Source organism: Capillibacterium thermochitinicola (assembly GCF_013664685.1).
Taxonomy (GTDB): domain Bacteria; phylum Bacillota; class UBA4882; order UBA10575; family UBA10575; genus Capillibacterium; species Capillibacterium thermochitinicola.
Genome location: NZ_JAAKDE010000010.1, coordinates 136,244 through 159,962, shown reverse-complemented (window position 1 = coordinate 159,962; position 23,719 = coordinate 136,244). Strand labels below are relative to the sequence as shown.

Here is a 23,719-nt window from a genome sequence, read left to right as displayed (position 1 = left end):
TAAGCACGCCGCCAGCGTTCGTCCTGAGCCAGGATCAAACTCTCCGTAAAATTCTTGAAGAGCTGATTTTAGCTCATCGTTTTCTTCTTGACGTCGTCCGGACTTATCACTTCTTTGTAAAGCAACAAGCCCTTACCTTCTCTTACCTGTCTTGGCTGTTTAGTTTTCAGGGTTCAGTCGCCTGTGCCATTTTACGACACTATTTTAATATACCATGGAAAATTATTTTTGTCTAGAGTGTTTTCGTGTCTTTTTTTGCCGCTTTTTCGCGTCTCGGAAAAAACATGCGGGGTTAGTATAACACGGAATAAGGATATTCGTCAAGAGTTTTCAGCCCGCAAACACTCAGCTTAATCCTTAAATTATGATTAAGGGCGTAAAAAAAGGAAAAAGGAACCGTTCAGAAAAGGCCAGTTTACAACCGAATTGGCCGGACCGAGGTCCTGTCGGGAACATTCCGGTAACTTGCTTTTTACGGAAAGCCATGTTGACCTTTGGTTTCTTTTGTGATATTTAACATAACAGGAAGATTCTTGCGTATTATGTATAATTGTATACGTAGGAACAGTTGGGTTAAACATCAAAATGTTTTAATCTTCAATAAATTACCGCGACAAAACCACAATTTTTGCCGACGTTTTCCTCGCGACAACCTTGAAAACAGCGACCCACACCGGTTTTCCTTCCGCGGTTGCTCCCCGCTTCGATTCAAACAAGCACAGACCAAACATCATTTGGACCGAACACAATTCCGACCGACTTTGCCAATGGACAGCAGCCTTCCGCACGAACCAAAAAGAGAAGGCTGCTGTGCCTGTTGCTTCAACGATCCTGATTATTAAACTGAATTCGGGAAGAGAATAACATTGATTTAAAGAAAGGAATGGTGCGTTTGCTGACGACAACAACCTCTCTCCAATTGGAAGAACTTTTGGAATATGCACGCCAACTTGCCAGGGAACAAAAGGGCATTACATTTTCCCGAAGCGTACGCCTCAAACGCCAGGTAAAACACGATCTACGTTTGTTAAATGCGGTTTACCGTGATTTTTTGGCCAAAGCGGAAGAAGAGGAAGCGATGCTTCCCCCGGCCGCCGAGTGGTTGTTGGACAACCATTATCTCCTGCTCGAACAGTACAAGTATATTCGGCAAAACTTGTCCATCAGCCATTTCCGGCGGTTACCGGTCCTCACTTCGGGAAAGATGAAAGGTTTGTACCGGATTTATGCCATCCTTTATGAACTGCTCAAGGTCACCGGGGGTAAGTCCGATCCGGAAGTTTTGGTCAGTTTTCTCTGGGCTTATCAGCAAATCCAACCCTTAACCATCGGTGAGTTGTGGGCGATCCCGCTCATGCTGCGTTTTGTCATCTTCCACCAGCTCCGCGAACTTTATGTACATTTGAATCAAGAACAGTTACCGGCCAACCAAAAGAAGATCTGGTCGGAAAAAGTGGCCCCGCTGTTGAAAGAGGGAACCCAACAGCTGAACAAGGCCATTTTCAAGTTGGAAAAATACATGGATCTGGCCGATCCTTCAGTTCTGCTCTTTTTGGAACAGGAATTCCGCCGGTCCGCCGATTTAAAACCCCTCCTCTACTGGCTCGATGCCCGGGTAAAGGCGGAAAATCTCACCCTTTCCGATTTAAAAGAACGGGAACATCAACGGCAAGCCAGCTACCGGACAATGGCCGGCAACTTCTTCCGCGGGCTGCAGGAGGTCAATCTGGCCCTGTGGGATGAGTATTTTGAAGAGTTAAGCCTGGTCGAGCAGACCCTGCGCCAGGATCCGGCCCGGATCTACCCGGAGATGGATTACGAGAGCCGCAGCTTAATGCGGAGTGAGGTGGAGTTGTTTGCCCGCGAATGGCGGTTACCGGAAGAAAAAATCGCCGAAAAGGTGTTGGCTTTGGCCCGGGCGGCCACCAAAAACCCGGGCGAAGGTAATGTCAAGACCCATGTCGGGTATTATCTGCTGGATGATGGCTGGAAAGAGCTGGCCCAAACCTTAAATTGTAAAGGGGGCGGCCTCCGTCATTTCCGGCGGACCGCGCGCGCAAAGCCGAATTTGGTCTATTTCCCCTCTTTGGTTCTTTGTTTTTTGCTGATCTATACCGGTCTTTTGTGGTCCTTATCCGCCTTACAGGCCTTTACCCCTCTACAGTTGGTTTTCGCCGGTCTGTTGCTGCTTGCCCCGGTGGCCGGAAGCGCCGTCCGTTTGGTCCATGCGGTCTTGAATTGGGTTTTTCCACCGCAGATCCTACCAAAGATCGAATTCCGCAACGGCATTCCGCTCGAGGCAGCGACGATGGTGGTGATCCCTACGATTTTAGGGAGTATGGAGGATGTTGAGTCTTTACTGCGGAAACTGGAAGTCTACCATCTGGCCAATACCGATCCGCACATCTATTTCGCCCTGCTGACCGATTTTTCCGATGCCGCGGAAAAGGAGCGTCCGGAAGACGCCCCGCTTCTCGAAGCGGCCCTGGCCGGGATCGCCGCCTTGAACGAGCGTTACCCCCATCCGGAGGGCGAAAGTTATTTCCATCTATTACACCGCGAGCGGCGGTACAATCCCCAGGAAGGGGTCTGGATGGGTTGGGAACGGAAGCGCGGGAAACTTACCGAGTTCAACGCGCTACTCGCCGGGGTCGAAGAGACCAGTTTTACGACGGTCACCGGCGACCGCGAGTTTTATAAACAGATCCGCTACGTAATCACCTTGGACTCGGATACGCAGTTGCCCCGTGAAGCCGCTCGCCGTCTGATCGGAACGATTGCCCATCCGTTGAACGCCCCGGTGGTCGACGAAGAGAAGGGGATCGTCGTCAAAGGTTACGGCATTTTACAGCCGAAAATGGCCATCAGTAACGCCAGCGCCAATCATTCCGTCTTTGCACTCCTCCACAGTAACCAATGGGGGATCGACCTCTACAGCAGTGCGGTCTCCAACCCTTATCAGGACCTCTTCGGGCATGGAATCTTTGCGGGGAAGGGGATCTACGACGCCCGGATCTTCGACCGTTTGCTCCGGAAACGCTTTCCGGAAAACGCGATTTTAAGCCACGACCTCTTGGAGGGCGGCTTTCTCCGCGCCGGTTTCGTCAGTGATATCGAGTTGCTGGAAGACTACCCGTCCTCCTTTCTCGGCAATCTGTCCCGGTTCCACCGCTGGGTCCGGGGGGATTGGCAGCTCTTGCCCTGGTTAAAAAAGAGCGTGCCCGACCAGGATGGGACCGAGACGCCTGTTCATCTGCCGCCGGTCACCTGCTGGCAGATGGTGGATAACTTACGTCGCAGTCTGGTCGCGCCCACCCTGCTCCTCTTCATTGGGCTCTGTCTCGCTGTTTTCCCGGGACAGGCGGTGCAGGTCCTTCCCCTCCACTGGGGAATCCTTGGCCTGTTGGCCGTGGATTATCTCCAACGCTTAATCCGGACGGTCCGCTTCGGCGGAGTCCCGCTCCTCCATTGCCTGGGCCGTGATCTGTTCGGCTTGGTCGTCCTGCCCTATGAAGCCGTAATGATGGTCGACGCCATTATCCGGACCTTGTACCGGATGAAAATCTCCCGCCGCCATCTTCTAGAGTGGCGGACCGCCTCGGAAGCCGGAAAACAGACCCCGAATACTTTGTGGGGCGTCTGGAAAAGTATGCGCCGCGGGCAGCTTCTCACCCTGGCCGGGTTGGTCTTCTTTTGGGTCATAGTCCCGTCCGGTCTGCCCTGGATGGTTCCTTTCGCCGTTCTTTGGCTCTCCGCACCACTCTGGGTACATCTGACGGCCGTGCCGCGGCGGCCCCAGCGAAGAGTACTTAATGCCGCGGAACAAAGCTACCTGCGGGAAAACGCCCGGCGGATCTGGCACTTTTTCGAAACCGTGGTCACCGCAGAGGACAACTGGTTACCGCCGGACAATCTGCAGGTCGACCCGGATAACGGGATCGCCCACCGGACGTCGCCGACCAACATCGGGCTTTACCTGGCGTCGCTGGTTACGGCCCGCGACTTTGGGTACATCACTACCAAACAGCTGGTGACCCGGATCGAGCAGACCGTCAACACTTTACAGCGCTTGCCCCGTTGGGAGGGGCACTTCTATAACTGGTACGATACGGTCACCCTGCAACCCTTAATTCCCTTGTATGTGTCCACGGTGGACAGCGGTAACCTCCTGGTCTATCTCCTCACGACCAAAGCGGGGATTCAAGAGTGGTTGCAGCAGCCTTGGGCCAAAGCGCTGGGGCAGGGGCTGGTTGATACGATCCGTTGGGAAGCACAGAAAAAAGAGACATCCGCCGCCTGGGCTTCCTACTTCGAACCTGAGCTTGACGACGAGCCGACCATCCTGCACTGGTACCGCCTGCTGAAAAAAGTCAAGGACGAGGCGCAGGAGGAAGACCAGGAGCTTTTCCGCGCCACGGTGGCCGCCATCGATCGGCAGATCGAGGAGCTGGAGTGGTTCTTCCCATGGTTGCCGGAGCTTTTGGCGGCGGGCGAGGACAACGGCGATGACTTGGAACGGAAATTACGCGCCGTGAAGCGCTTCGCGGAGGTAATGGCCCTCGCCGAACAGGAGGTGGCTGGCGAAACGGAAGAGGAGCTTCCGGCCCTAGCCAAGCTGCTTTCGGTTTCGCGCGCCCGGATCGCGGAGTTTATCAGCGACGGGGAAAGACTCTGCGCACAGCTGGAAGCATTGGTCATTGCCCACGATTTCACCCCGCTCTACGACCGCCAGCGGCGTCTCTTCTCCATCGGTTACAACGTCAGCAACCAGCGCCTGGATACGTCCTTTTACAACCTTTTGGCCTCCGAAGCGCGCCAGGCCAGCTTTATCGCGATTGCTTTAGGCCAGGTTCCGGTCAAGCACTGGACTTCCATGAGCCGCACCTCGACCCTGGTCGGGCGCAAGCCGGTCCTCATCTCCTGGACGGGGACGGCCTTTGAGTATCTGATGCCTTTGCTCGTGATGACCTGCCACCCCAATACGCTGTGGGAGCAGACCTACCGGTTGATGGTGAAAAGCCAGATCAATTACGGGAAAAAACTGGGGCTCCCGTGGGGAGTCTCCGAATCGGGCTATTATGCCTTTGACCACCGCTTAAACTACCAGTACCGGGCCTTTGGGATTCCCACGCTGGCCCTGAAGCAGGGCCTTGAGAAAGAGCGGGTGGTAACGCCCTATGCCACCTTCCTCGCCGCCATGGTGGCGCCCAAAGAAGCGGTCAACAACCTCTACCGGATGGAGCGGTACGGGGCCTTCGGGGCGTTCGGCTTCTATGAAGCCCTGGACTTTACCCCGGAACGCCTCCCGAAGAAGAGGAATTACGCCATCGTCAAAAGCTATATGGCGCACCACCAGGGCATGTCCTTCATGGCTTTGGGGAACCTCCTCCACGGGAACTTGATGCACCGGCGTTTCCTGAAGGATCCGCGGGTGTTCAGCACCGATCTCTTGTTGCACGAGCGGATCCTGGCGCCCACGGTGGTCAAGACGCACCAGCAGATCCCAAGATACTTGCCGTCCCGCTACCATCGGGACGAGGGGTTCGACCCGCGCCATTTTGCCACGCACGACACCCCGTTGCCCGTCGCCAGTTTCCTGTCGAACGGCCGCTATTTGGTGATGGTCTCCAACAGCGGCGGCGGGTTCAGCCAGTATAAAGATCTGCTGCTGACCAGTTGGGAAGAGGACCCGATCAAAGATCACCATGGCGTCTTCTTCTATATTAAAAACATCAACGACGGCAGCACGTGGTCGCCGACCTTCCACCCCCTCCGGGACAGCGCGGACCCGGTGACCATGGATTCGGAACTGGACCGGATCGTGTTTACCAAAACGCGAGGAAATATCCAGACCCAATTGAAAATCTGCGTTGTTCCGGACGAGGACGCGGAGATTCGCCAGCTCACCCTGACCAACTTCGGCGACTCCCCGTGTACGCTCGAGGTCACCAGTTATCTCGAACCGGTGTTGGCCCGGAAAGAGGCTTTCCAAGCCCACCCGGCCTTCAACAAACTGTTTGTCGAAACGGAAGTGGTCCCGGAAGCCGAAGCGCTCCTGGCCCACCGCCGGACCGGACAGCCAAACCCCTCACCATGGCTGGTCCATGCGCTCCATGTCGACGTGCCCACCATCGGTCCCTTGGAGTTTGAGACCGACCGTTCCCGGTTCGTCGGCCGCGGCCGCTCGTACCGCATTCCGGTGGTCATCGAGACCAACCAGCGTTTATCCGGCACCACCGGCGCGGTGCTTGACCCGGTCTTCGCCCTCCGGCGGCGGGTGCAGTTGAATCCCGGCGCGACCGCCAATTTCACCTTTATTACCGGGGTCGCGCCCTCCCGGGAGGAAGCGTTGGAACTGGTTGACCGGCTGGCTTCGCCCTACCGTTTCGAACAGGCCTGCGAACTGGCTTATAACCGCGCCCAACTGGAACTGCAGGAGATGAAGATCCCGCTCCACCAGGTCCGGCTGCTCCAGCAGATGGCGTCGCAGATCTTCTATTACAACTATTACCAGCGCACCCGCAGCAACGCGCTGCGGAAAAACGTCAAAGACCAGTCGGCCCTTTGGGCGTACGGGATCTCCGGCGACCTGCCACTGATCCTGCTCTGGCTGGAGGACCAAACCGGTACCGACCTCGCCGAACAGATCCTCCGTTTCCACCGGTATTGGAAGCGCAAGGGCCTGCTCACCGACTTGGTGATCCTGATCAACAACGAAGAAGGGTACCGGCAGACCCTCTTCGAAGAGGTCCAACGGATCATCCACTCCTTCCCGGAACCGGAAGACCCGGAGCGGCCGGGCGGCGTCTTCCTCTTCTCGGCGGGGACGATTCCGAAGGAGGACCAGATCCTGCTCGAGACGGTCGCCCGGATTGTCCTCCACAGCGACGGCGGTTCGATCCGTTCCCAGTTACGGCCGGTGGTCAATCTGCGGCGCACCCTGCCGCAGTCCCGGCCGGTCCGGTTGCCGATGCCGGTGCAGGCCAATTACATCCCGACCGAGCCCCCTGAGGAGCTGCTCTTCTTTAACGGTTGGGGTGGCTTCACGCCGGACGGTAAAGAATATGTGATCCAATTGCGGACGAAGGACCTGCTCCCCACGCCGTGGTGCAATATCATCGCCAATCCCAAGTTCGGCTTTGCGGTCTCCGAATCGGGGGGCGGGTACACCTGGGCCGGCAATAGCCGCGAGTTCAAGCTGACGCCGTGGTCCAACGATCCGGTGCTTGATCCCGCCGGCGAGATCTGCTACTTGCGGGATGAAGAAACCGGCCTCTTGTGGACGCTTACCGCCTTGCCGATCCGGGATACCGAACCTTATACGGTGCGCCACGGCCAGGGCTACACCGTCTATGAACACCAAAGTCAGGGGCTAATCCAGACCGGGTTGGTCTTCACGCCCATTGACGCCCCGGTCAAAATCCTACGGCTGACGCTGCAAAACACCGAGGACCGGGAACGGGAGATCGCCGTCACCTATTACCTGGAGTGGGCCTTGGGGGTGAACCGCGAAAAGAATGCGCCCTTCATCATCACCGAGTACGACCGGAACAGCGGCGCGCTGCTCGCCCGGAACGTCTACCAAAAAGACTTCCGGGACCAGTACGGGTTTTTAGGGATCTGGACCGGCGGCCCGGAGATCGACCGCAGCTGGACCGGGGACCGGGCGGAGTTTATCGGCCGGAACGGCAGTCTGTCCTTCCCGGCGGCCCTGAAGCGGAAGAAACTGTCGAACACGACGGGCGCCCAGTATAACCCCTGCGGGGCGATGCAGGTCAAGATTTACCTCCCGCCCCAGGGGGAACGGACCATCAACATCCTGGTGGGGGCCGCCACCTCCAAAGAGCAGGTACGGGAGATTATGTACAAATACGGCCGCCGGGCCGGTGTCGAGGCCGCCTTCAAAAACGTTAGAAATTACTGGGCGGATCTGCTGGGCCGGGTGCAAGTCGCAACGCCCGACCGCGCTTTCGACCTGCTTCTCAACAACTGGCTGCTTTACCAGACGGTCAGCTGCCGTTTGTGGGCCCGCAGCGCCTTCTACCAATCGGGGGGCGCCTACGGCTACCGGGACCAGCTCCAGGATGTCCTGGCCCTGCTCCACGCCCGGCCCGGGTTTGCCCGCCGCCAGATCCTGCTGCACGCCGCCCACCAGTACCTGGAGGGCGACGTCCAGCACTGGTGGCATGAGGAGACCGGTTACGGGATCCGGACCCGTTTCTCCGACGATCTCTTGTGGCTGCCCTATGCCGCCTGCCGCTATGCCAAGCACACGGGTGACATGCGAATTTGGAAACACCGGGTTCCGTTCCTGGAAAGTCCGCCCTTGGCCGACCATGAACTGGAACGTTATGAACAGGCCAAGGTCTCCACGGAGACGGGAACCATCTATGAACACTGTGTCCGCGCCATTGAACGGGCCCTCCGCTTTGGCGAGCACGGTCTCCCCTTAATGGGCACGGGCGACTGGAATGACGGGATGAGTGAGATCGGGGCCGGCGGCAAGGGGGAAAGCGTCTGGCTGGGCTGGTTCCTCTACCATGTTCTCCAGGAGTTCATCCCGTTTGCCGTCAAGCAGAAGGACACCGCCCGCGCCGAGCGCTACACGGCCATCTGCAACGAATTGATCGTCGCCCTCAACGAACACGGCTGGGATGGCCAGTGGTACCGCCGGGCTTACAACGACCGCGGTGAGCCCATCGGTTCGATCACCAATGCGGAATGCCAGATCGACTGTATTGCCCAGGCCTGGGGCGTTATCTCCGGGGCGGCCGAGCTTGACAAGGCTTTGCTGGCGATGAATTCTTTGGACAATAAACTGGTCCGCCGGGAAGATGGCGCGCTCATCTGTCTCCTGACGCCGCCCTTCGACAAAACCGAACCCAGCCCCGGTTATATCCAGGCGTATCCGCAAGGAATCCGGGAGAACGGCGGGCAGTACACCCACGGCACGATCTGGGCCGTGATCGCCTGGGCCCTTTTAGGCCAGGGGAACCGGGCCTATGACCTGTTCCGGATCTTGAATCCGATCAACCAGACCCGGACCTACAATGAGGTCCAGCGCTATAGGGTTGAACCGTACGTGATGGCGGCCGATGTTTACTCCGTCCCGCCCCACACCGGCCGCGGCGGGTGGACCTGGTATACGGGCTCGGCCGGCTGGATGTACCAGGCGGGTTTGGAATGGATCCTAGGCCTCCGGCGGCACGGAACCGTCCTCTACCTCAAACCGTGCATCCCCGAAGACTGGCCGGGCTTTTCCGTCCGTTACTGGTACGGCCAGACCGAGTACGAGATTAAAGTGGAAAACCCCGACCGGAAACAGACGGGCGGCTCCTATCTGGAGCTGGATGGGGGGCGGTTGGCGGACGTCGAGGCCGGGATCCCCCTCGTCAACGACGGGGAAAAGCACCGGGTCTTGCTCATCCTCTAACCGGGAAAATAAAAAAGGGGTGTCCGTCCTTGGCGGACAACCCCTTTGCCTTTTTCCACAGGCCCGTGTTTTGCGTGTTTTTACCGCGTTATGACGTGTTTGACCGCGTTTTTTCCACCGCGTTCTGCCTTTCGGCCCCTTTCGGCCCGCGGTTAGACATAAATCCGGGGCACCCGGCTACTGATCTGGCAGACCACCTCATAGTTGATGGTGTTCAGGTGGTCGGCGACCTCTTCCACCGTGATCGCCTTCCCCTTTTGTTCCCCGATCAGCACCACTTCATCACCCACTTGGACCGGGGCGTCGCCCACGTCGACCATGCACTGGTCCATGCAGATGGTGCCGACGACCGGGTAATCCTCGCCATTGATCAGGACCCGGGCTTTTCCCGATAGGGCCCGGAGCCAGCCGTCGGCGTAACCGATGGGCAGCGTGGCAATGGTCGTCTCCTTGCTGGTATGGTAGCACTGGCCGTAGCTGATGCCGCTCCCGGCCGGCACTCTCTTCACAAACACCACTTTAGTCTTTAAACTAAAGGCCGGTTTCAGCACGATCTTCCCCTGCGCGCACCACGGCGAAGGCCACATGCCGTACAGAATCAACCCGGCCCGCACCATGTCAAAATAGCTTTCGGGGAGGTTAAGAATCCCCCCGCTGTTGGCGATGTGTTTCAAAGGAATGTTGAGTCCTTTGCTCTCCAGTTCTTCAACCACCCGCCTGAAGGCGCCCAGTTGCTGCCGGGCGTAGGTCAGATCGGCCGCGTCGGCCGTGGCAAAGTGGGAGTATATCCCCTCAACCGTTAGGCCCGGCAAGGAAAAGATTCTTTCGATCGCCGCCGCGCCCTTAGCCGCCAAAAACCCAATCCGCCCCATCCCGGTGTCCACCTTGATGTGGGCCCGCGCTTTTTGGTGGCGACGGAGGGCTTCTGCGGACAGGGCGGCCGCACTCTCCCAGGTGGTAATGGTCGGTACCAGGTCATAGTTAAAATAAGTGGCGGCCTGTTCCGGCAAGAAGGGCGCAAAGACGAGGATGTTCCCATCCACGCCCGCCTGACGGAGGGCGATCCCTTCCTCCGGCAGCGCCACCCCGAACCACTCAATCCCTTCCGCCCGGGCCAGTTCGGCCACCTGGGCCGCTCCGTGGCCGTAGGCTTCGGCTTTCACCACCGCCATCACCCGGCAGTCCGGCCCAACCAAGGCCTTGATTCCCCTTAAATTGGCGCGGAGCGCCGCCCGGTCAATCTCCACCCAGGTTGGACGGATGATATGCGCTTTATCTGTCAACATTGGCCTGCCCCCATTCCATTACCCGCGGGATCCGCGGCAGAAGGTCCCCCGCCAGGATCCCGGCCGGGCCAATCTCCCTGGCCGCCAGGTCCCCGGCTTGCCCATGAAGATAGACCCCAACCGCCGCCGCCTGCGCGGGCGCCAACCCCTGGGCCAAAAGGCCGCCGATCATGCCTGCGAGAACGTCCCCGGTACCCCCGGTGGCCAACGCCGGATTACCGGTGGTGTTAATATAGATAGGCTCCTCCCCACTGCCCACGAGGGTCGCCGCGCCCTTAAGCACAAGCGTAACCCCCCACTCTCTGCTCTTTTCCTTCACCAACCCCAAACGGTTGGCCTGGACCTCACCGGTGGTAAGTCCGCAAAGGCGGGCCATCTCCCCCGGATGTGGCGTCAAAACCAAAGACCCTTTCACCTGCTCCCACCACCGGGGGATGGGGGCCAAGAGATTGAGGGCGTCGGCATCCAGCAAACGGCAGGGCCCCGCCAGACCAAGGATGGTCGCCAGGATCGCCTGCCCGTCCGGTTGGGTCGATAGCCCCGGCCCGGCCACAATGGCGTCGTAAGCGTCCCACTGCAATTGGGACCAGGGTTTGACAATCAGTTCCATCGGCTTTTCCGGGAGGGTTAAGCCATCCCGCACCCCCAGCGTCACCAAACCCGCCCCGCTCCGCAAAGCCGCCAGCCCCGCCAAAACCGGCGCCCCGGTCATCCCCGGGGAACCGCCCACCACCAAAAGGTGGCCCTGGGTTCCTTTGTGGGCCTCCGCTTTCCGCTGCGGAAGGAGAGCGGCGAGCTCACTCCGGTTTAAAGTATAATAGCCGGTGGCCTGCTCCCGCAGCAAAGGCGGGGGAAGGCCAATATCGTCCACGATGACCTCACCCACATACTCCCGGCCGGGGTAGACCAAAAGGCCCACTTTGGGCAAGCCGAAGGTAACGGTCAGCGTCGCCCGCACGGCGGGGCCCGGCACCCGGCCGGTATCGGCTTCCACGCCGGAGGGAAGATCCACCGCCACCACCGGCCGGTCCGCCGCATTCAGCACTTTAATGACGGCGGCCATCTCCGCCGCCACTTCTCCACGAAAACCGGTCCCCAAAAGAGCATCGACCAGCACCGCAAAGGAGGAGAGCATAGCGGGGGCGGCCAGCAACGTCGCCCAGGGCACTTCCCTTATCCCCAGGCGCCGGGCGATCGCCCGGTTGGTCGCCGCGTCCGGGGGCAGCGGCTGCTCTTCCCCGGGGGTAAATACCGTCACTTCCACCCCGTCCAGGGTCAACAGCCGGGCCAACGCCCAGCCATCCCCCGCATTGTTGCCTTTGCCGCAGATGATGCCCACTTTCCCCAAGGGAAACCGCGCTTTGATGGCCTGAAAGAGCGCAAGGGCCGCATGTTCCATCAACAGCAGCCCCGGATAGGCGTACTCCGCCATGGCCAGGCGGTCAATCTCCCGCATTTCCTGCGCCATTGCCACTTTCATGTTTTGATCCGCTCCATAATAACCTGCGCAACCGCATATTCTCTACTATGGGCAATTGACAGATGGGTCTTCCCCACCCCCTGCGCCAGGAGATAGTCCCGGAGGCGGGGGGAGAAAGAAAAATAAGGGGCACCCAGTTCGTCGTTGTGCACCTCGACTTCATGCCATTTAAAGCCGCGAAAGCCGGTGCCCAGGGCTTTAAAAAAGGCCTCTTTCGCCGCAAACCGTCCGGCTAAACGGTGGGCGGCCCGGCCGCAGTTTGCCAACTCTTCCGGGGTAAAGACCCGCCGCAAAAAGGTCTCCCCCCGTCTGGCCATCAAATTGGCGATCCGGCTGATCTCTACTATGTCGGTTCCGATACCTTTAATCATCCTAAACTCCATTGCCCGGCCCCGCAGTGCTCATCGGCGGGCCAATTTTTTGGTAGAAAGATGGGGCCACGTTCTCAAAACCATACTGCCGGTAATAGAGGATCGGTTCGGTGCCGCCCGTTAAAAAATAGCCGCCGACCCGTAAAGCCCGGTTGAAATCGACGTAGATCTTTTGCTTGGCCTCCTCCGTGAAATAAATCACCACATTCCGGCAGATAATCAGGTCCAGGTTCTCGGGGAAGGGTTCCTGCAACAAATTGTGTTTTTTGAATTGGACCCGTTTTTTCAAGGCTTCATCAAAATAGAATACCTCCCCCTCCTGCCGAAAATACTTCTCCCGTAACTCAGAGGGCAAACTTTTCACTTCATTAAATATATAGGCTCCTTTCCGGGCTTTTTCCAAAACCACCTCGTCTATATCAGTGGCCAGAATCGACGCCCGGTGCAGCGCGTTCAACTCACTTAAAATAATGGCGACCGAATAAGGTTCGGCCCCGTTGGAACACCCCGCCGACCAGATCCGGACCCCGCCTGTTTTCTGCAGAATCTCGGGTAAAAACCGCTCCCACAACTCGATAAAGCGGTCCGGATTCCGGAAAAACTCCGAAACATTAATGGTCAGCCGTTTGACGAACTCTTGGTACCGTTGGGGGTTGGTCTTTAAAACCGTAAGGTATTCATCGTAATCACGGATCCCCCAAAAGCCCATGAGAGAATGGATCCGCCGGTCCATCTGCTGGCTTTTATATAAAAAAAGGTCGGTCCCACAAAGTTTGGATGCTGCCTTTTTAAACTCCTCGTAGGAAAGGGCCATGGTCTGATCATCCTCCGCTTCCCTCATCCATCCCAAGTGTTCTGAACCTGCTGATCCATTCGACGAGCGCCAGGGTTTTCCTTTTTAAAGGTTTTTTACGCCCAGGTAAGATTTTCCGCCGGCCACAACGTAACGGTCCCGCGTAAAACGGCACAAAGGCCGCGTAAAAATCACGCGAAGGCCGCCCCAGAAAAGCTCAGTCCAGGATCAGGTCGTCCAAAGGCCGTTTCGGCACATGATGGACGGCCTGCTCATCCCGCCAGTAGCGGATATCGCCGCTTTCGTCCATCGTCTCGAGAACAACTTCTTCTTTCGGCCGGCCCAAAGCCAGGACCAGCAAGATCTCGAAATGAGCCGGGATCTGGAGGGCTTGCCGTAACCCCTCCCGGTCGATGGAGCCGATAATACAGCCGCCCAGCCCCGCCTCGACCGCCCCCAAAAGGATGCTTTGGGCGGCAATCCCGTGGTCGCAGTCGAAATTTTTACTGATGGTGGTATCACCCAAGATCACAATATAACCCGCCGGGCGTTCACCGGGAGCCGGCCCGGGCCAGTCGGTCAGATACCCCGCCCAGCGCAGGTGGGGAAAGATCCGGCTGTTCCGCTCCGGGGTGTATGACAACAAATACTTCAGAGGTTGGCGGTTGGCCGCCGAGGGCGCGTACCGCGCCAGGTCCACCAATTCAACCAGGGTTGCCCTGGATAGCGGTTCCTGCTCATAAAACCGGCGGTAACTCCGGTTCTTGCGGATCAATTCCTTAAGCATAAGGTCCCCTCCTTATCTTCACTATCTCTCCCTATCTCTCCTATCTTTCACCATCTCACAACATTTTTCCGCTTCTTTCAGCAAAATTCGCGCCTTCCCCACCGGGCTTGCGGTTTTTGGCCTCCCGGGCGGTCAGGATAAAACTGCGGAAGGTCACGGCCGACAAGACAATCGCCCCGCCCACCAGCGCCCAGATGCCCGGTGTTTCTCCGGTAAAGATCAGGACCCAGATCGGGTTCAGCAACGGCTCCAACAGGGGAACCAGCACCCCCTCCAGGGCGGAGACTTTTTGCAGCGCAATGGTATAGAGAATATAGGAGAGCCCGATCTGGAAAAACCCCATCAAAACAAGGATCAACAAGGCCGTAAGGTTCGGCAGGGGGTCATTGACCACAAACGGGATCGCCACCACCGCGGTAATAAGGTTGCCCAGCAACACCGATTCAACCGGGATCCCGTCCCGCTGTTTCCGGAGGAGAACGGCGGTCAGGGCAAAGAAAACCCCACTGACCACGGCAATCACGTTCCCCCAAAAGGCGCCGGGGGTCAATTCTTCCTTGAAAAAGAGGCCCATCCCGGCTAAAACCACAACAATCGTCGCCCAGTCAAGCCCGGTGGTCCTTTCTCCCAAAAGCAAACGGGCAAAGAGCACCACGTAGATAGGGGCGGTATACTGGAGAAGTATGGCATTGGCCGAGGTTGTCATCTTATTGGCCATCACAAATGTGATCATGGTCCCGGCGTAGGCAAACGCCGCCGCCCATTGCCAACCGGAGCGGTTCAGCCTTGGTTTCTTCGTATAACCCCACATCAAAAGCGCCGCAAAGATGCTGCGCACCCCGGTGATGGCCAGTGGGTTCCAGTCGATCAGTTTTATCAGGAGTCCGCTGGTACTCCAAAGGGTGGCCGTAATCACCAGCAAAATTACGGCTCTGGTCCGTTCGGCCTTGCCGCGCTCGGTTTTGATCTCAGTCATCTTGTTGCATCCTTTCCATCGTGATCCTTCATTATTTATTACATTTTCCCTGACGAGAGCATAATTATAGTATAGCATCCGGAACGTTTCTTTTCTACCATTTCCCGTGTTACGCTTTGTGTTTCTAAACAAGCGTTTTCTCCTTTTTCCATTGGCGCAAATCTTGATTATCCCCTGCTTTTGTGTTAGATTTAAAATAACCCATTTTCCTACCGAATTACTGGGTTTAGAAAGGAGCGTACACCTTGCTGATCTCAACCAAAGGAAGGTATGGTTTACGGTCCTTGGCCGATCTGGTGTATTACGGCCAAAAAAAACCCGTTCCGCTACGGGTGATCGCTGAACGGCAGGGTATCTCCGAATCCTATTTGGAACAAGTTTTTGCCCTCTTGCGCAAAGCCGGGTTGGTCAACGCGGTCCGGGGCTCTTACGGCGGCTACGTCCTGGCCCGCCCCGCCCACCAGATTACCGTCGGTGAAGTGCTGAAAGCACTGGAAGGCCCGCTCACCCTGGCCAATTGTACCCCCGGCGGGTCACCGGCCGAATGCGACAAGATGGACACCTGTCTGACGATGCCTTTTTGGCAGGAACTTTCCGCCAAAATCGATGAAGTCCTTTCGTCCACCACCCTCCAGGATCTGGTGAAGAAAGGACAGACGACCGGTAAAGGTCCGGACTCAAAAAGCTGATAAGAGCAGCAGAGTTGTTGGTGTCGTCACTCCTCAAGACAGACGCTCTTCAATTTTAATCTCCGAATCGGGCTCCAAATCCATCAGGGCATTAACCCGTGGCCCGCTGGAAAACTGAATGGTGATTTTTTTGGCGTTCACGTCGACCACCACCGCCTCTTCGTGGGTGTTCAGCACCACCACACTGCCCACGGGGTAGGAGGCAATCGAACGTTCCATTGCCGCCACCACTTGCGGATCGTATTTTTCGGGCGCGCTCTCCTTCAACTGCCGGATCGCTTCGTGGCTCCACATGGCTTTCTGGTAGACACGGCCGCTGGTCATCGTCTCGTAAGAGTCGGCCACCGCGACGATCCGGCCGAACAGATGGATCTCTTCCCCAACCAGCCCCTTCGGGTAGCCGCTTCCATCCATCCGTTCATGGTGCTGCCAGGCGGTATGCGCCACCAGAATACTCAAATCCCGTTCCGAGCGGAGGAGTTGAAAGCCGTAATTGGTATGTTCACGCACCGCCGCCATTTCCTCGTCGGTGAGAGGCCGCGGTTGGGTCAGGATCTTCGGGTCAACACAGACCATCCCCAAGTCATGGAGGAGCGCGCCGGTGGTCAAATCTTTCATTTTATCGCGGGAAAAACCCATTTCCTTGGCGATTAAGGTGGAAATGATCCCGACGTTGACGCAATGATGGTAATAGTAATTATCGTGGTTTTTGATATCCATCAGGTTATAAAGGACGGTTGGGTTGGTCAAGATTTCGTCCAAAATGTAATTGACTATTTCATTGACGCTTCTGGTGTTCAAGTGTTGCCGCTGAGCGGCTTTGCTAAACGCGTCCTTCACCCCATGGATCGCTTCGCGCATGGTTTGGTCACTAACGGGTATGGAAAAATCGTTGATCTCTTCACCGGCCCGGTAAACGTATAAGTTTTGGTAACCCATCTCTTTTAGCCGGGCGAGATAATTTTTCGTCAACCTAACGCCGTTGGAGAGTAAGATGCGCCCATCACCGTTAAAGATCGGTCGGGCCAGACACATATCTTCCGTGATCTCATCCAATGGTAAATATCTCATCCTAACACCTACTTTCCTTCCTTCTTCAAAGCAAGCTTCCATCAGTTTGAGCGCTAAATCGATCCATATTGTAAAGCCGCTTCTTTGATGATCTCACTCACGGTCGGGTGGGGAAAGACGATCTTTTCGATCTCGTCGATGCGCAACTCCCGGTCGATCATGAGGCCGGCCCCATAGATCAGCTCCGAAGCATACTCCGCAATCAGGTGAACCCCCAAGAGCCGCCGGTCGCCGCGGTTGACAACCAGCTTACAGATCCCATCACCCCCCTCGTGTTCCGCGACATAGCGGCCACTGTACCGCATAGATACTTTGACCGTTTGCACAGCCAATCCTTTTCGGGCAGCCGACTCTGCGGTCTCGCCCACGGAAGCCACCTCCGGATCGGTGTAAATGACCGCCGGAATTGCTTCGTAGTTCACTTCCTCCGTTCCCCCCAGGATGCGGTCGATACAGACTTCCGCTTCCCGGTAGGCGGTATGGGCCAGCATCGAACGGCCGTTAACATCCCCCGCCGCATAGAGCCCCGGGACGCTGGTGCGGCCCGCCCGGTCCACCACCAACCGGCCCTGCTCCATGTGCGGCTGAAGGGTCTCCAACCCGAAACCGGAGAGCAGAGGCCGGCGTCCCGCACTCAAAAGGACCAGCTCCGCCTCGACGGCGCCGTCCCCCGTCGGCGACGTAAACTGCACCCGCGACCCGTCGACCGCGGTCACCCGGGTGTTTAATTTAAAATCAACCCCTTTTTTCCGGTAGTTATCGTAGAGGATCCCGGCGATCTCCCGGTCGATTTCCCCGCCAATCCGGTCCAGCAGCTCGATGACCGTCACTTTACTGCCGGCCGCACTGAAGTAGGCCGCCATTTCCAAACCAATCACACCGCCGCCGATCACCACCAACGAAGCCGGGAGGTGGTTCAGATCAAAAATCTCGGCGTTGGTCTTCACTGTCCCCGCCGCCAGTCCTTCCTTTAGCCCGGGGATCGGCGGAATTACCGGCACCGACCCGGTCGCCAGCAGAAGGTTTTTTCCTTTATAATTATCGGCCCCGGCTTTAATCCGGAAGCCGTCCTCATCTTTTCCCTGGATCTCACCCTTCGCCGTCACCACTTCCACGTTGGCGTTTTGGAGCTTCGTCTTCACCCCGGCGCTCAGGATCCGGACCACCTTGTTTTTGCGGGCGGTAACCACCTGCTGGTCAAAATGGAGCCCATCAGCTTTCACCCCATAAACCGCCCCGTTTTGGACATGGGCAAAGAGCTTCGCCGACTGGAGCCAGGTTTTCGACGGGATACAACCGTTATGTAAACAGACGCCGCCCAACGCCCTTTCCTCAATCAAAAGGGTGCGCAGGCCTTTGCGTCCGGCCAGCGCCGCCCCGTGGTAACCGGCGGGCCCACCCCCGAGCACAATGAGATCATAAACCAAACCGATCGTTCCCTCCTCTTTCTAAACCGACAATCCGGCCTTGGCTATACATAACCTATTTTCTATTTTTTCGCTTGCCTTCACTCGCAGAGGCGGGCGACAATTTTAAACAAACGTTAACCTTAAACCTCGTAAGCCGTAAAAGCCTCCGCCGCCCGGTAAGAACTCCGCACAAAGGGACCGGCCGCCACATGACGGAACCCGAGCTCCCGCCCGATTCTTTCGTACCGTGCAAACTGCGCCGGTGTGATGTAGGCAACCACCCGGTGGTGCGCCCGGGAGGGCGCCAAATACTGCCCGATCGTCAGCGCATCACAACCCGCCGCCCGCAAATCCTTCATCACCGCAGTCAGCTCGTCCTCGGTTTCGCCCAGACCCACCATCACGCCGGATTTCGTCAGGATCCGGGGGGCAAACTCTTTCACCCGTGCCAGCAGGGTTAAAGAACGCCGGTAATCGGCTTCGGGGCGCACGGCCGGGTAAAGGCGGGGAACCGTTTCTATATTATGATTGAGGACATCGGGCTTGACCGCCAAGACTTTTTGCAAAGCCAGCGGGTCCCCCCGAAAATCGGGAATCAAAACTTCAACGGTGACGCCCGGATTCAAACGCCGGATCGCCGTGACCACCGCGGCAAACTGTCCGGCCCCGCCGTCCGGGAGATCATCCCGCGTCACCGAAGTGACCACCACGTGGTTTAACTGGAGCCTGGCCACCGCTTGCGCCACCCGCGCGGGCTCGTCGGAGGCCACCGGTTCCGGTTGTCCTTTTTGCACATTACAAAACCGGCAATGCCGTGTACAATTCCGTCCCAAGATCAAAAAAGTGGCCGTTCTCCTGCTGTAACACTCCATGAGGTTGGGACAACGCGCCTCTTTACAGACTGTCGGTAACGCCAGTTCATCCAGTAAATGCTCGACATCGGCTTTTTCTTCGTTGGCTTGCACTTTAATCTTCAACCATTCCGGTTTCCGTTGCTCCATCCGTCTACACTCCAGAAATCTACTTTGCTGCTCCCCAAATGAAACCAGAAACAAACTTCGGGCTTTTTACTTTTTTATTAGCTTTACTTATTGCTGTACTAATTTTCGGCTTCCGCCACGAAACCATTTACCAAAATTTTTGGTTAAATGAACTAATAATGGTAGAGTTCACGCTCGGGCAACAACTTAACCTGGGAATTTTCAAGCAACTCAAGCGCCCGGTCAATCTCCTCCACGCGGAAGATCACGATGGCGTTCTCGGCCGTCTTTCCGACAAAAGCGTACATATACTCAATATTAATCCCTTTGGCGTCCAATTCCTGCAAGACGGCGGCCAACCCACCCGGCTGGTCCGGTACCTCGACGGCAATCACTTCCGTCTCCCGCACGGTTAGACCTTCCGCCCGCAATACCGCCAGCGCTTTCCCGGGATCATTGACAATCAAACGCAAAATACCGTAATCGGCCGTATCGGCAATGGCCAGGGCACGGATGTTAATCCGGTTGGCCCCAAGGATCTTGGTGACCTGGGCCAACCGGCCGGATTTATTCTCTAAAAAGACGGAGATCTGTTTGACTTTCATTCTGTTCTCTCCTAAAACAAAATTTAACAATTCTATTTTACTATAGATCCGACCCGAAGACAATCACCCGTTGTAGAGGTTGCGCCGGTCGACCACCCGGACCGCCTTCCCCTCGCTGCGGGGGATCGATTTCGGCTCCACCAGTTTCACCCGGACATTGATCCCCAACGCGCTTTCGATCTTCCGTTTAATGTTGGCCCCGAGTTCCTCCAGCTTCCGGATCTCACTGGCAAACATTTCTTCGGAGACCTCAACCCTGACCTCCAGGTCATCCAGGTTCCCTTTCCGGTCCACCACCAACTGGTAGTGGGGGGTGGCGTCGCCGTTCTCCAACAAGACACTCTCGATCTGGGAGGGGAAGACATTGACGCCCCGGATGATGAGCATATCATCGGTCCGCCCCAGGATCCGGTGCATCCGTTTCGTCGTGCGTCCACAAGCACACGCCTCCCCGTAGAGAATGCTCAAGTCTCTTGTCCGGTACCGGATGAGGGGGAAGGCCTCTTTCGTCAGGGTGGTGAAGACCAGCTCGCCTTTTTCCCCGTCGGCCAGCGGGCGTCCGGTTGCCGGGTCGATCACCTCGGGCAAGAAATGATCCTCCATAATGTGGAGCCCGTTTTGCTCCGCACACTCGATGGCCACCCCGGGGCCGATGATCTCCGACAGGCCGTAAATATCATATGCTTTAATGCCGAATTCGGCCTCAATCCGCTGCCGCATCTGCTCCGACCACGGTTCCGCCCCGAAAATCCCGATCCGGAGGGGCAGGGCATGGAGGTCCAACCCTTCTTCCCGGGCCGTTTCGGCCATGTATAGAGCGTACGACGGGGTGCAGGCCAGAATCGTCACGCCGAAATCCCGCATCACCTGGAGTTGCCGCTTGGTGTTCCCCCCGGAAGTGGGGACCACCATCGCTCCGACCAGCTCCGCCCCGTAGTGGGCGCCCAACCCGCCGGTGAACAGGCCATACCCGTAGGCGATCTGGATCCGGTCGTGGCGCCCACCTCCGGCACTGGTAATACTCCGGGCCATCACTTCACTCCAGACCCCCAGGTCGTTTTTGGTGTACCCGACCACCGTCATCTTCCCGGTCGTCCCCGACGAGGCATGAATCCGCACCACCTCATCCAGGTCGGCGGCGAAGAGGCCAAAGGGGTAATTGAGCCGTAGGTCATCTTTGGTCGTAAACGGCAGGTACTTCAGATCCTCAAGGCTCTGGAGATCGGCGGGGGTGATCCCGGCCTTCTCCATTTTTGCCCGGTAGAAGGGCACCCGGTTGTAGACCCGTTCCACGGTCGCTTTTAGCCGCTTAAACTGCAGCTCGCGGCGGCGCTCCCCGGACATGCTTTCGTATTCTGGACTCCACATCAATGCGATCCTCTCCCTCTCTTTAGTTTTAAACATTGAAACCTAAACCTTGATCCCTAAGTTTTAAACATTAACATTTGCCGCAGAAACGACCACCGAAAAGAAAAAAGCCTTTCGTCTTCTGCGAGACGAAAGGCTTTGCTTCCGCGGTACCACTACGCTTACTATAAAAATAGTCCCTCCACCACGGGGAAAAACACGCTTTCCCGATGGCTGTTCTCTGGTAACGGCGGAACGCTCCCGGCCGGGCCTACCACCCGCCACGGGCGGGCTTCAGTCGGCAACTCCGAGGAGAACTTCACCCGGGCCCTCGGGACCCCGCTTGCACCGTCCGGGGCTCGCTTGACCCTCCCGCCAGGGCTACTTTTCCTCTTCCTCGTTATTGGCAAAAGGAAAATAAATATATTGTCTTGGATTATACCATAATCTCCGGTCCGCGACAAGCACTCTAAAGACCCAAAATTGTCCGGACCGTTTCCTCCATCGCCGCCGGGGCAATCACCTGCTGATGGCGGACGGGTTTATCCCGCAGCCCGGCCAGGACCGCCGGCATGGCCACGCCGGTTACCGCCGACAGCTTTTCCATCAGGGCAAATTCATCGGCCACCGCCGCCGCTTCCGGACCCAGGACCGCCTGGGCCACCCCCTGGTTAAACTTGAAGGGGCTGGCCGTCGAGGCAATAATCGTCGGTCGGTCGTCCCCGGTGGCTTCCAGGTAATCCCGGTACACTTTGTAACCAACGGCCGTATGGGGATCAAGCAAATATTGATAACGCTCGTAAACGGACTTGATCGCCGCGGTCGTCTCCGCTTCGTCGGCAAACCCGGCCCAGAACTCCTTCTGCAGCCGTTCTTTTTGCGCCGCGGTCAGCTGATAACTCCCCTGCCTCTGCAGTTGGTCCATGTAGGCCCGGACCGGCGCCGGATCCGCCCCCACCAAATCATAGAGAAGGCGTTCCAGGTTGCTGGAGACCAAAATGTCCATGGACGGCGAGAGCGTCTGGTAAAATTGACGGTTCCGGTTGTAGACGCCGGTCTGGATAAACTCGGTCAAAACGTTGTTCCGGTTGGAGGCACAGATCAGTTTATGCAGTGGTAACCCCAGTTTTTTGCCGTAATAAGCGGCCAGGATGTTTCCAAAGTTCCCGGTCGGCACCACCACGTTAAAAGTCTCGCCCGGCGCCAAACCGTGGTTTTGGCAGAGATCGAACCAGGCCTTGAAGTAGTAAACCAGCTGGGGAACGAGGCGCCCCCAGTTAATGGAGTTGGCCGAAGAGAAGGTTTTTCCCGCCGCCGCCAGCTCCCGCTGGAAGGCTTCGTTGGTAAAGAGCGCTTTGACCCCGGCCTGGGCTTGGTCAAAATTGCCCGTCACCCCCACCACATAAGTGTTGGTGCCCTCTTGCGTGATCATCTGCCGTTTCTGGACGGTGCTGACGCCGTCCTCCGGGTAGAACACGATCACCCTGGTCCCGGGGACATCTTTAAACCCTTCCAGGGCCGCTTTGCCGGTGTCGCCGGAGGTCGCCACCAAGAGGACGATCTCCCGGTCAAATTGCATTTTCCGGGCGGCCGCCGTCAAAAGATGGGGCAAAAGCTGCAGGGCCAAATCCTTAAAGGCGCAAGTCGGCCCGTGCCATAACTCCAAGAAACCCAGTTTTTCGTCGACCATGGTCACCGGGGTAATGGCCGGTGTGGCAAAATTGCTGCCGTACGCTTGACTAATACACTCCTCCAGCTCCGCCCGGGTATAGTCGGAAAGAAACATCGTCAGGATCCGGCCGGCCAGTTGTCGGTAGGTCAAGCTGGGCGCCGTAAAGGGGTTGAGTGCCGCACTCTCGGGAAATTCCTCCGGAAGATAAAGCCCGCCGTCGGGGGCCAGTCCGGTCAGCAGGGCCTCCGCCGCCGTAACCGGCCGGCTTTGGCCTCTGGTGCTAATATAGCGCATATTATCTCCTCAATTCTCGATTAATCTGGCCCGCACGAACTGTTGAAGCCGTGAAGCCCGTTACGGTTTTTTTATAGTGAAAAAGCCCAGGAGAACAGGTTCTGCTTGGGCTTTCCTTTTTGCTCGTATTCAAATGGTGGATTTATTCGCCCTTCACCCGGGAGACTGAACCCCTGGTGATTTTGATCTCGACCTTATCGGCGATCCGCAGGCGGATATCCTCATCACCAAGCTCGGTGATCTCGCCGTGAATCCCCCCGACGGTAATCACTTTATCCCCTTTTTTCAGGGAGTTAAGCATCTCCATCCGTTTTTTCTGTTGCTTCCGTTGGGGAACGATCATGATCACCCAAAAAATTGCGAGCATGAGAAACATGAAAAGCAAGGAGCCGCCCCCGCCTTGTGGCGCCGCCGGTGCCTGCAACGCAAAGGTCGCGAGATAAATCATTGCAGAAAACCTCCTTCAAACAAAATATCTAGTATAGTATACCACAAGAAGAAATAAAATCCTATGCTTAGATTCTTG

16 protein-coding genes are annotated in these 23,719 nt (G+C 57.2%); 3 read left to right on the top strand and 13 right to left on the bottom strand.

All coding sequences use genetic code 11. The features are described 5' to 3' along the window. Positions 1-236 (top strand): hypothetical protein (locus G5B42_RS11830; protein WP_231133274.1); only part of this gene is annotated, 236 nt, incomplete at its 5' end. 656 nt (positions 237-892) lie between these two features. Further along, positions 893-9,433, top strand: a complete 8,541-nt coding sequence (locus tag G5B42_RS05870) for a GH36-type glycosyl hydrolase domain-containing protein (protein ID WP_181339515.1) — start codon at positions 893-895, stop codon at positions 9,431-9,433. A gap of 152 nt (positions 9,434-9,585) precedes the next feature. Here the strand turns inward: G5B42_RS05870 and alr are convergent, their stop codons facing one another. The 6 genes from alr to G5B42_RS05840 all read right to left on the bottom strand — a co-directional run bounded on the left by alr (position 9,586) and on the right by G5B42_RS05840 (position 15,126). Then, a complete protein-coding gene (gene alr, locus G5B42_RS05865; RefSeq protein WP_181339514.1) occupies positions 9,586-10,719 on the bottom strand; it encodes an alanine racemase in 1,134 nt (377 codons plus the stop codon). Next, entirely contained in the window at positions 10,706-12,199 is a 1,494-nt protein-coding gene (locus G5B42_RS05860; RefSeq protein ID WP_181339513.1) for an NAD(P)H-hydrate dehydratase, read from the bottom strand. The genes alr and G5B42_RS05860 overlap by 14 nt, the downstream gene beginning before the upstream one ends. Then, on the bottom strand, positions 12,196-12,570 hold the full coding sequence (gene acpS / locus G5B42_RS05855; protein ID WP_181339512.1) for a holo-ACP synthase: 375 nt from the start codon (positions 12,568-12,570) through the stop codon (positions 12,196-12,198). The genes G5B42_RS05860 and acpS overlap by 4 nt, the downstream gene beginning before the upstream one ends. A gap of 1 nt (position 12,571) precedes the next feature. Further along, a complete protein-coding gene (locus G5B42_RS05850; RefSeq protein WP_231133273.1) occupies positions 12,572-13,411 on the bottom strand; it encodes a CheR family methyltransferase in 840 nt (279 codons plus the stop codon). 169 nt (positions 13,412-13,580) lie between these two features. Beyond that, positions 13,581-14,150 (bottom strand): nitroreductase family protein, encoded by a 570-nt coding sequence (locus tag G5B42_RS05845; protein ID WP_181339510.1) that lies wholly within the window; start codon positions 14,148-14,150, stop codon positions 13,581-13,583. A 55-nt stretch (positions 14,151-14,205) separates the two neighbouring features. Next, positions 14,206-15,126, bottom strand: coding sequence for a DMT family transporter (locus tag G5B42_RS05840; protein WP_181339509.1), 921 nt, complete (start codon positions 15,124-15,126; stop codon positions 14,206-14,208). 245 nt (positions 15,127-15,371) lie between these two features. On the opposite strand from G5B42_RS05840, the gene G5B42_RS05835 reads away from it, so the two are divergent. Continuing rightward, entirely contained in the window at positions 15,372-15,815 is a 444-nt protein-coding gene (locus tag G5B42_RS05835; RefSeq protein WP_181339508.1) for an RrF2 family transcriptional regulator, read from the top strand. A gap of 33 nt (positions 15,816-15,848) precedes the next feature. Here the strand turns inward: G5B42_RS05835 and G5B42_RS05830 are convergent, their stop codons facing one another. The 7 genes from G5B42_RS05830 to yajC form a co-directional block, all read right to left on the bottom strand. Further along, a complete protein-coding gene (locus tag G5B42_RS05830) occupies positions 15,849-16,886 on the bottom strand; it encodes an HD-GYP domain-containing protein (RefSeq protein ID WP_181339507.1) in 1,038 nt (345 codons plus the stop codon). 53 nt (positions 16,887-16,939) lie between these two features. Continuing rightward, positions 16,940-18,313: a dihydrolipoyl dehydrogenase gene (gene lpdA, locus G5B42_RS05825; protein ID WP_181339506.1), complete on the bottom strand. Its 1,374-nt coding sequence runs from the start codon at positions 18,311-18,313 to the stop codon at positions 16,940-16,942. A 122-nt stretch (positions 18,314-18,435) separates the two neighbouring features. Beyond that, positions 18,436-19,296 (bottom strand): lipoyl synthase, encoded by an 861-nt coding sequence (gene lipA / locus G5B42_RS05820; protein WP_181339505.1) that lies wholly within the window; start codon positions 19,294-19,296, stop codon positions 18,436-18,438. Positions 19,297-19,448: 152 nt separating this feature from the next. Next, a complete protein-coding gene (locus G5B42_RS05815) occupies positions 19,449-19,880 on the bottom strand; it encodes an ACT domain-containing protein (RefSeq protein ID WP_181339504.1) in 432 nt (143 codons plus the stop codon). Between the two features lie 63 nt (positions 19,881-19,943). Further along, positions 19,944-21,248 (bottom strand): phenylacetate--CoA ligase family protein, encoded by a 1,305-nt coding sequence (locus G5B42_RS05810; RefSeq protein ID WP_181339503.1) that lies wholly within the window; start codon positions 21,246-21,248, stop codon positions 19,944-19,946. A gap of 448 nt (positions 21,249-21,696) precedes the next feature. After that, positions 21,697-23,193: a threonine synthase gene (gene thrC / locus G5B42_RS05805; RefSeq protein ID WP_181339502.1), complete on the bottom strand. Its 1,497-nt coding sequence runs from the start codon at positions 23,191-23,193 to the stop codon at positions 21,697-21,699. Between the two features lie 142 nt (positions 23,194-23,335). Next, complete coding sequence (yajC, locus tag G5B42_RS05800) at positions 23,336-23,641, bottom strand: preprotein translocase subunit YajC (protein ID WP_181339501.1); 306 nt, start codon at positions 23,639-23,641, stop codon at positions 23,336-23,338. Positions 23,642-23,719 lie beyond the last annotated feature (78 nt).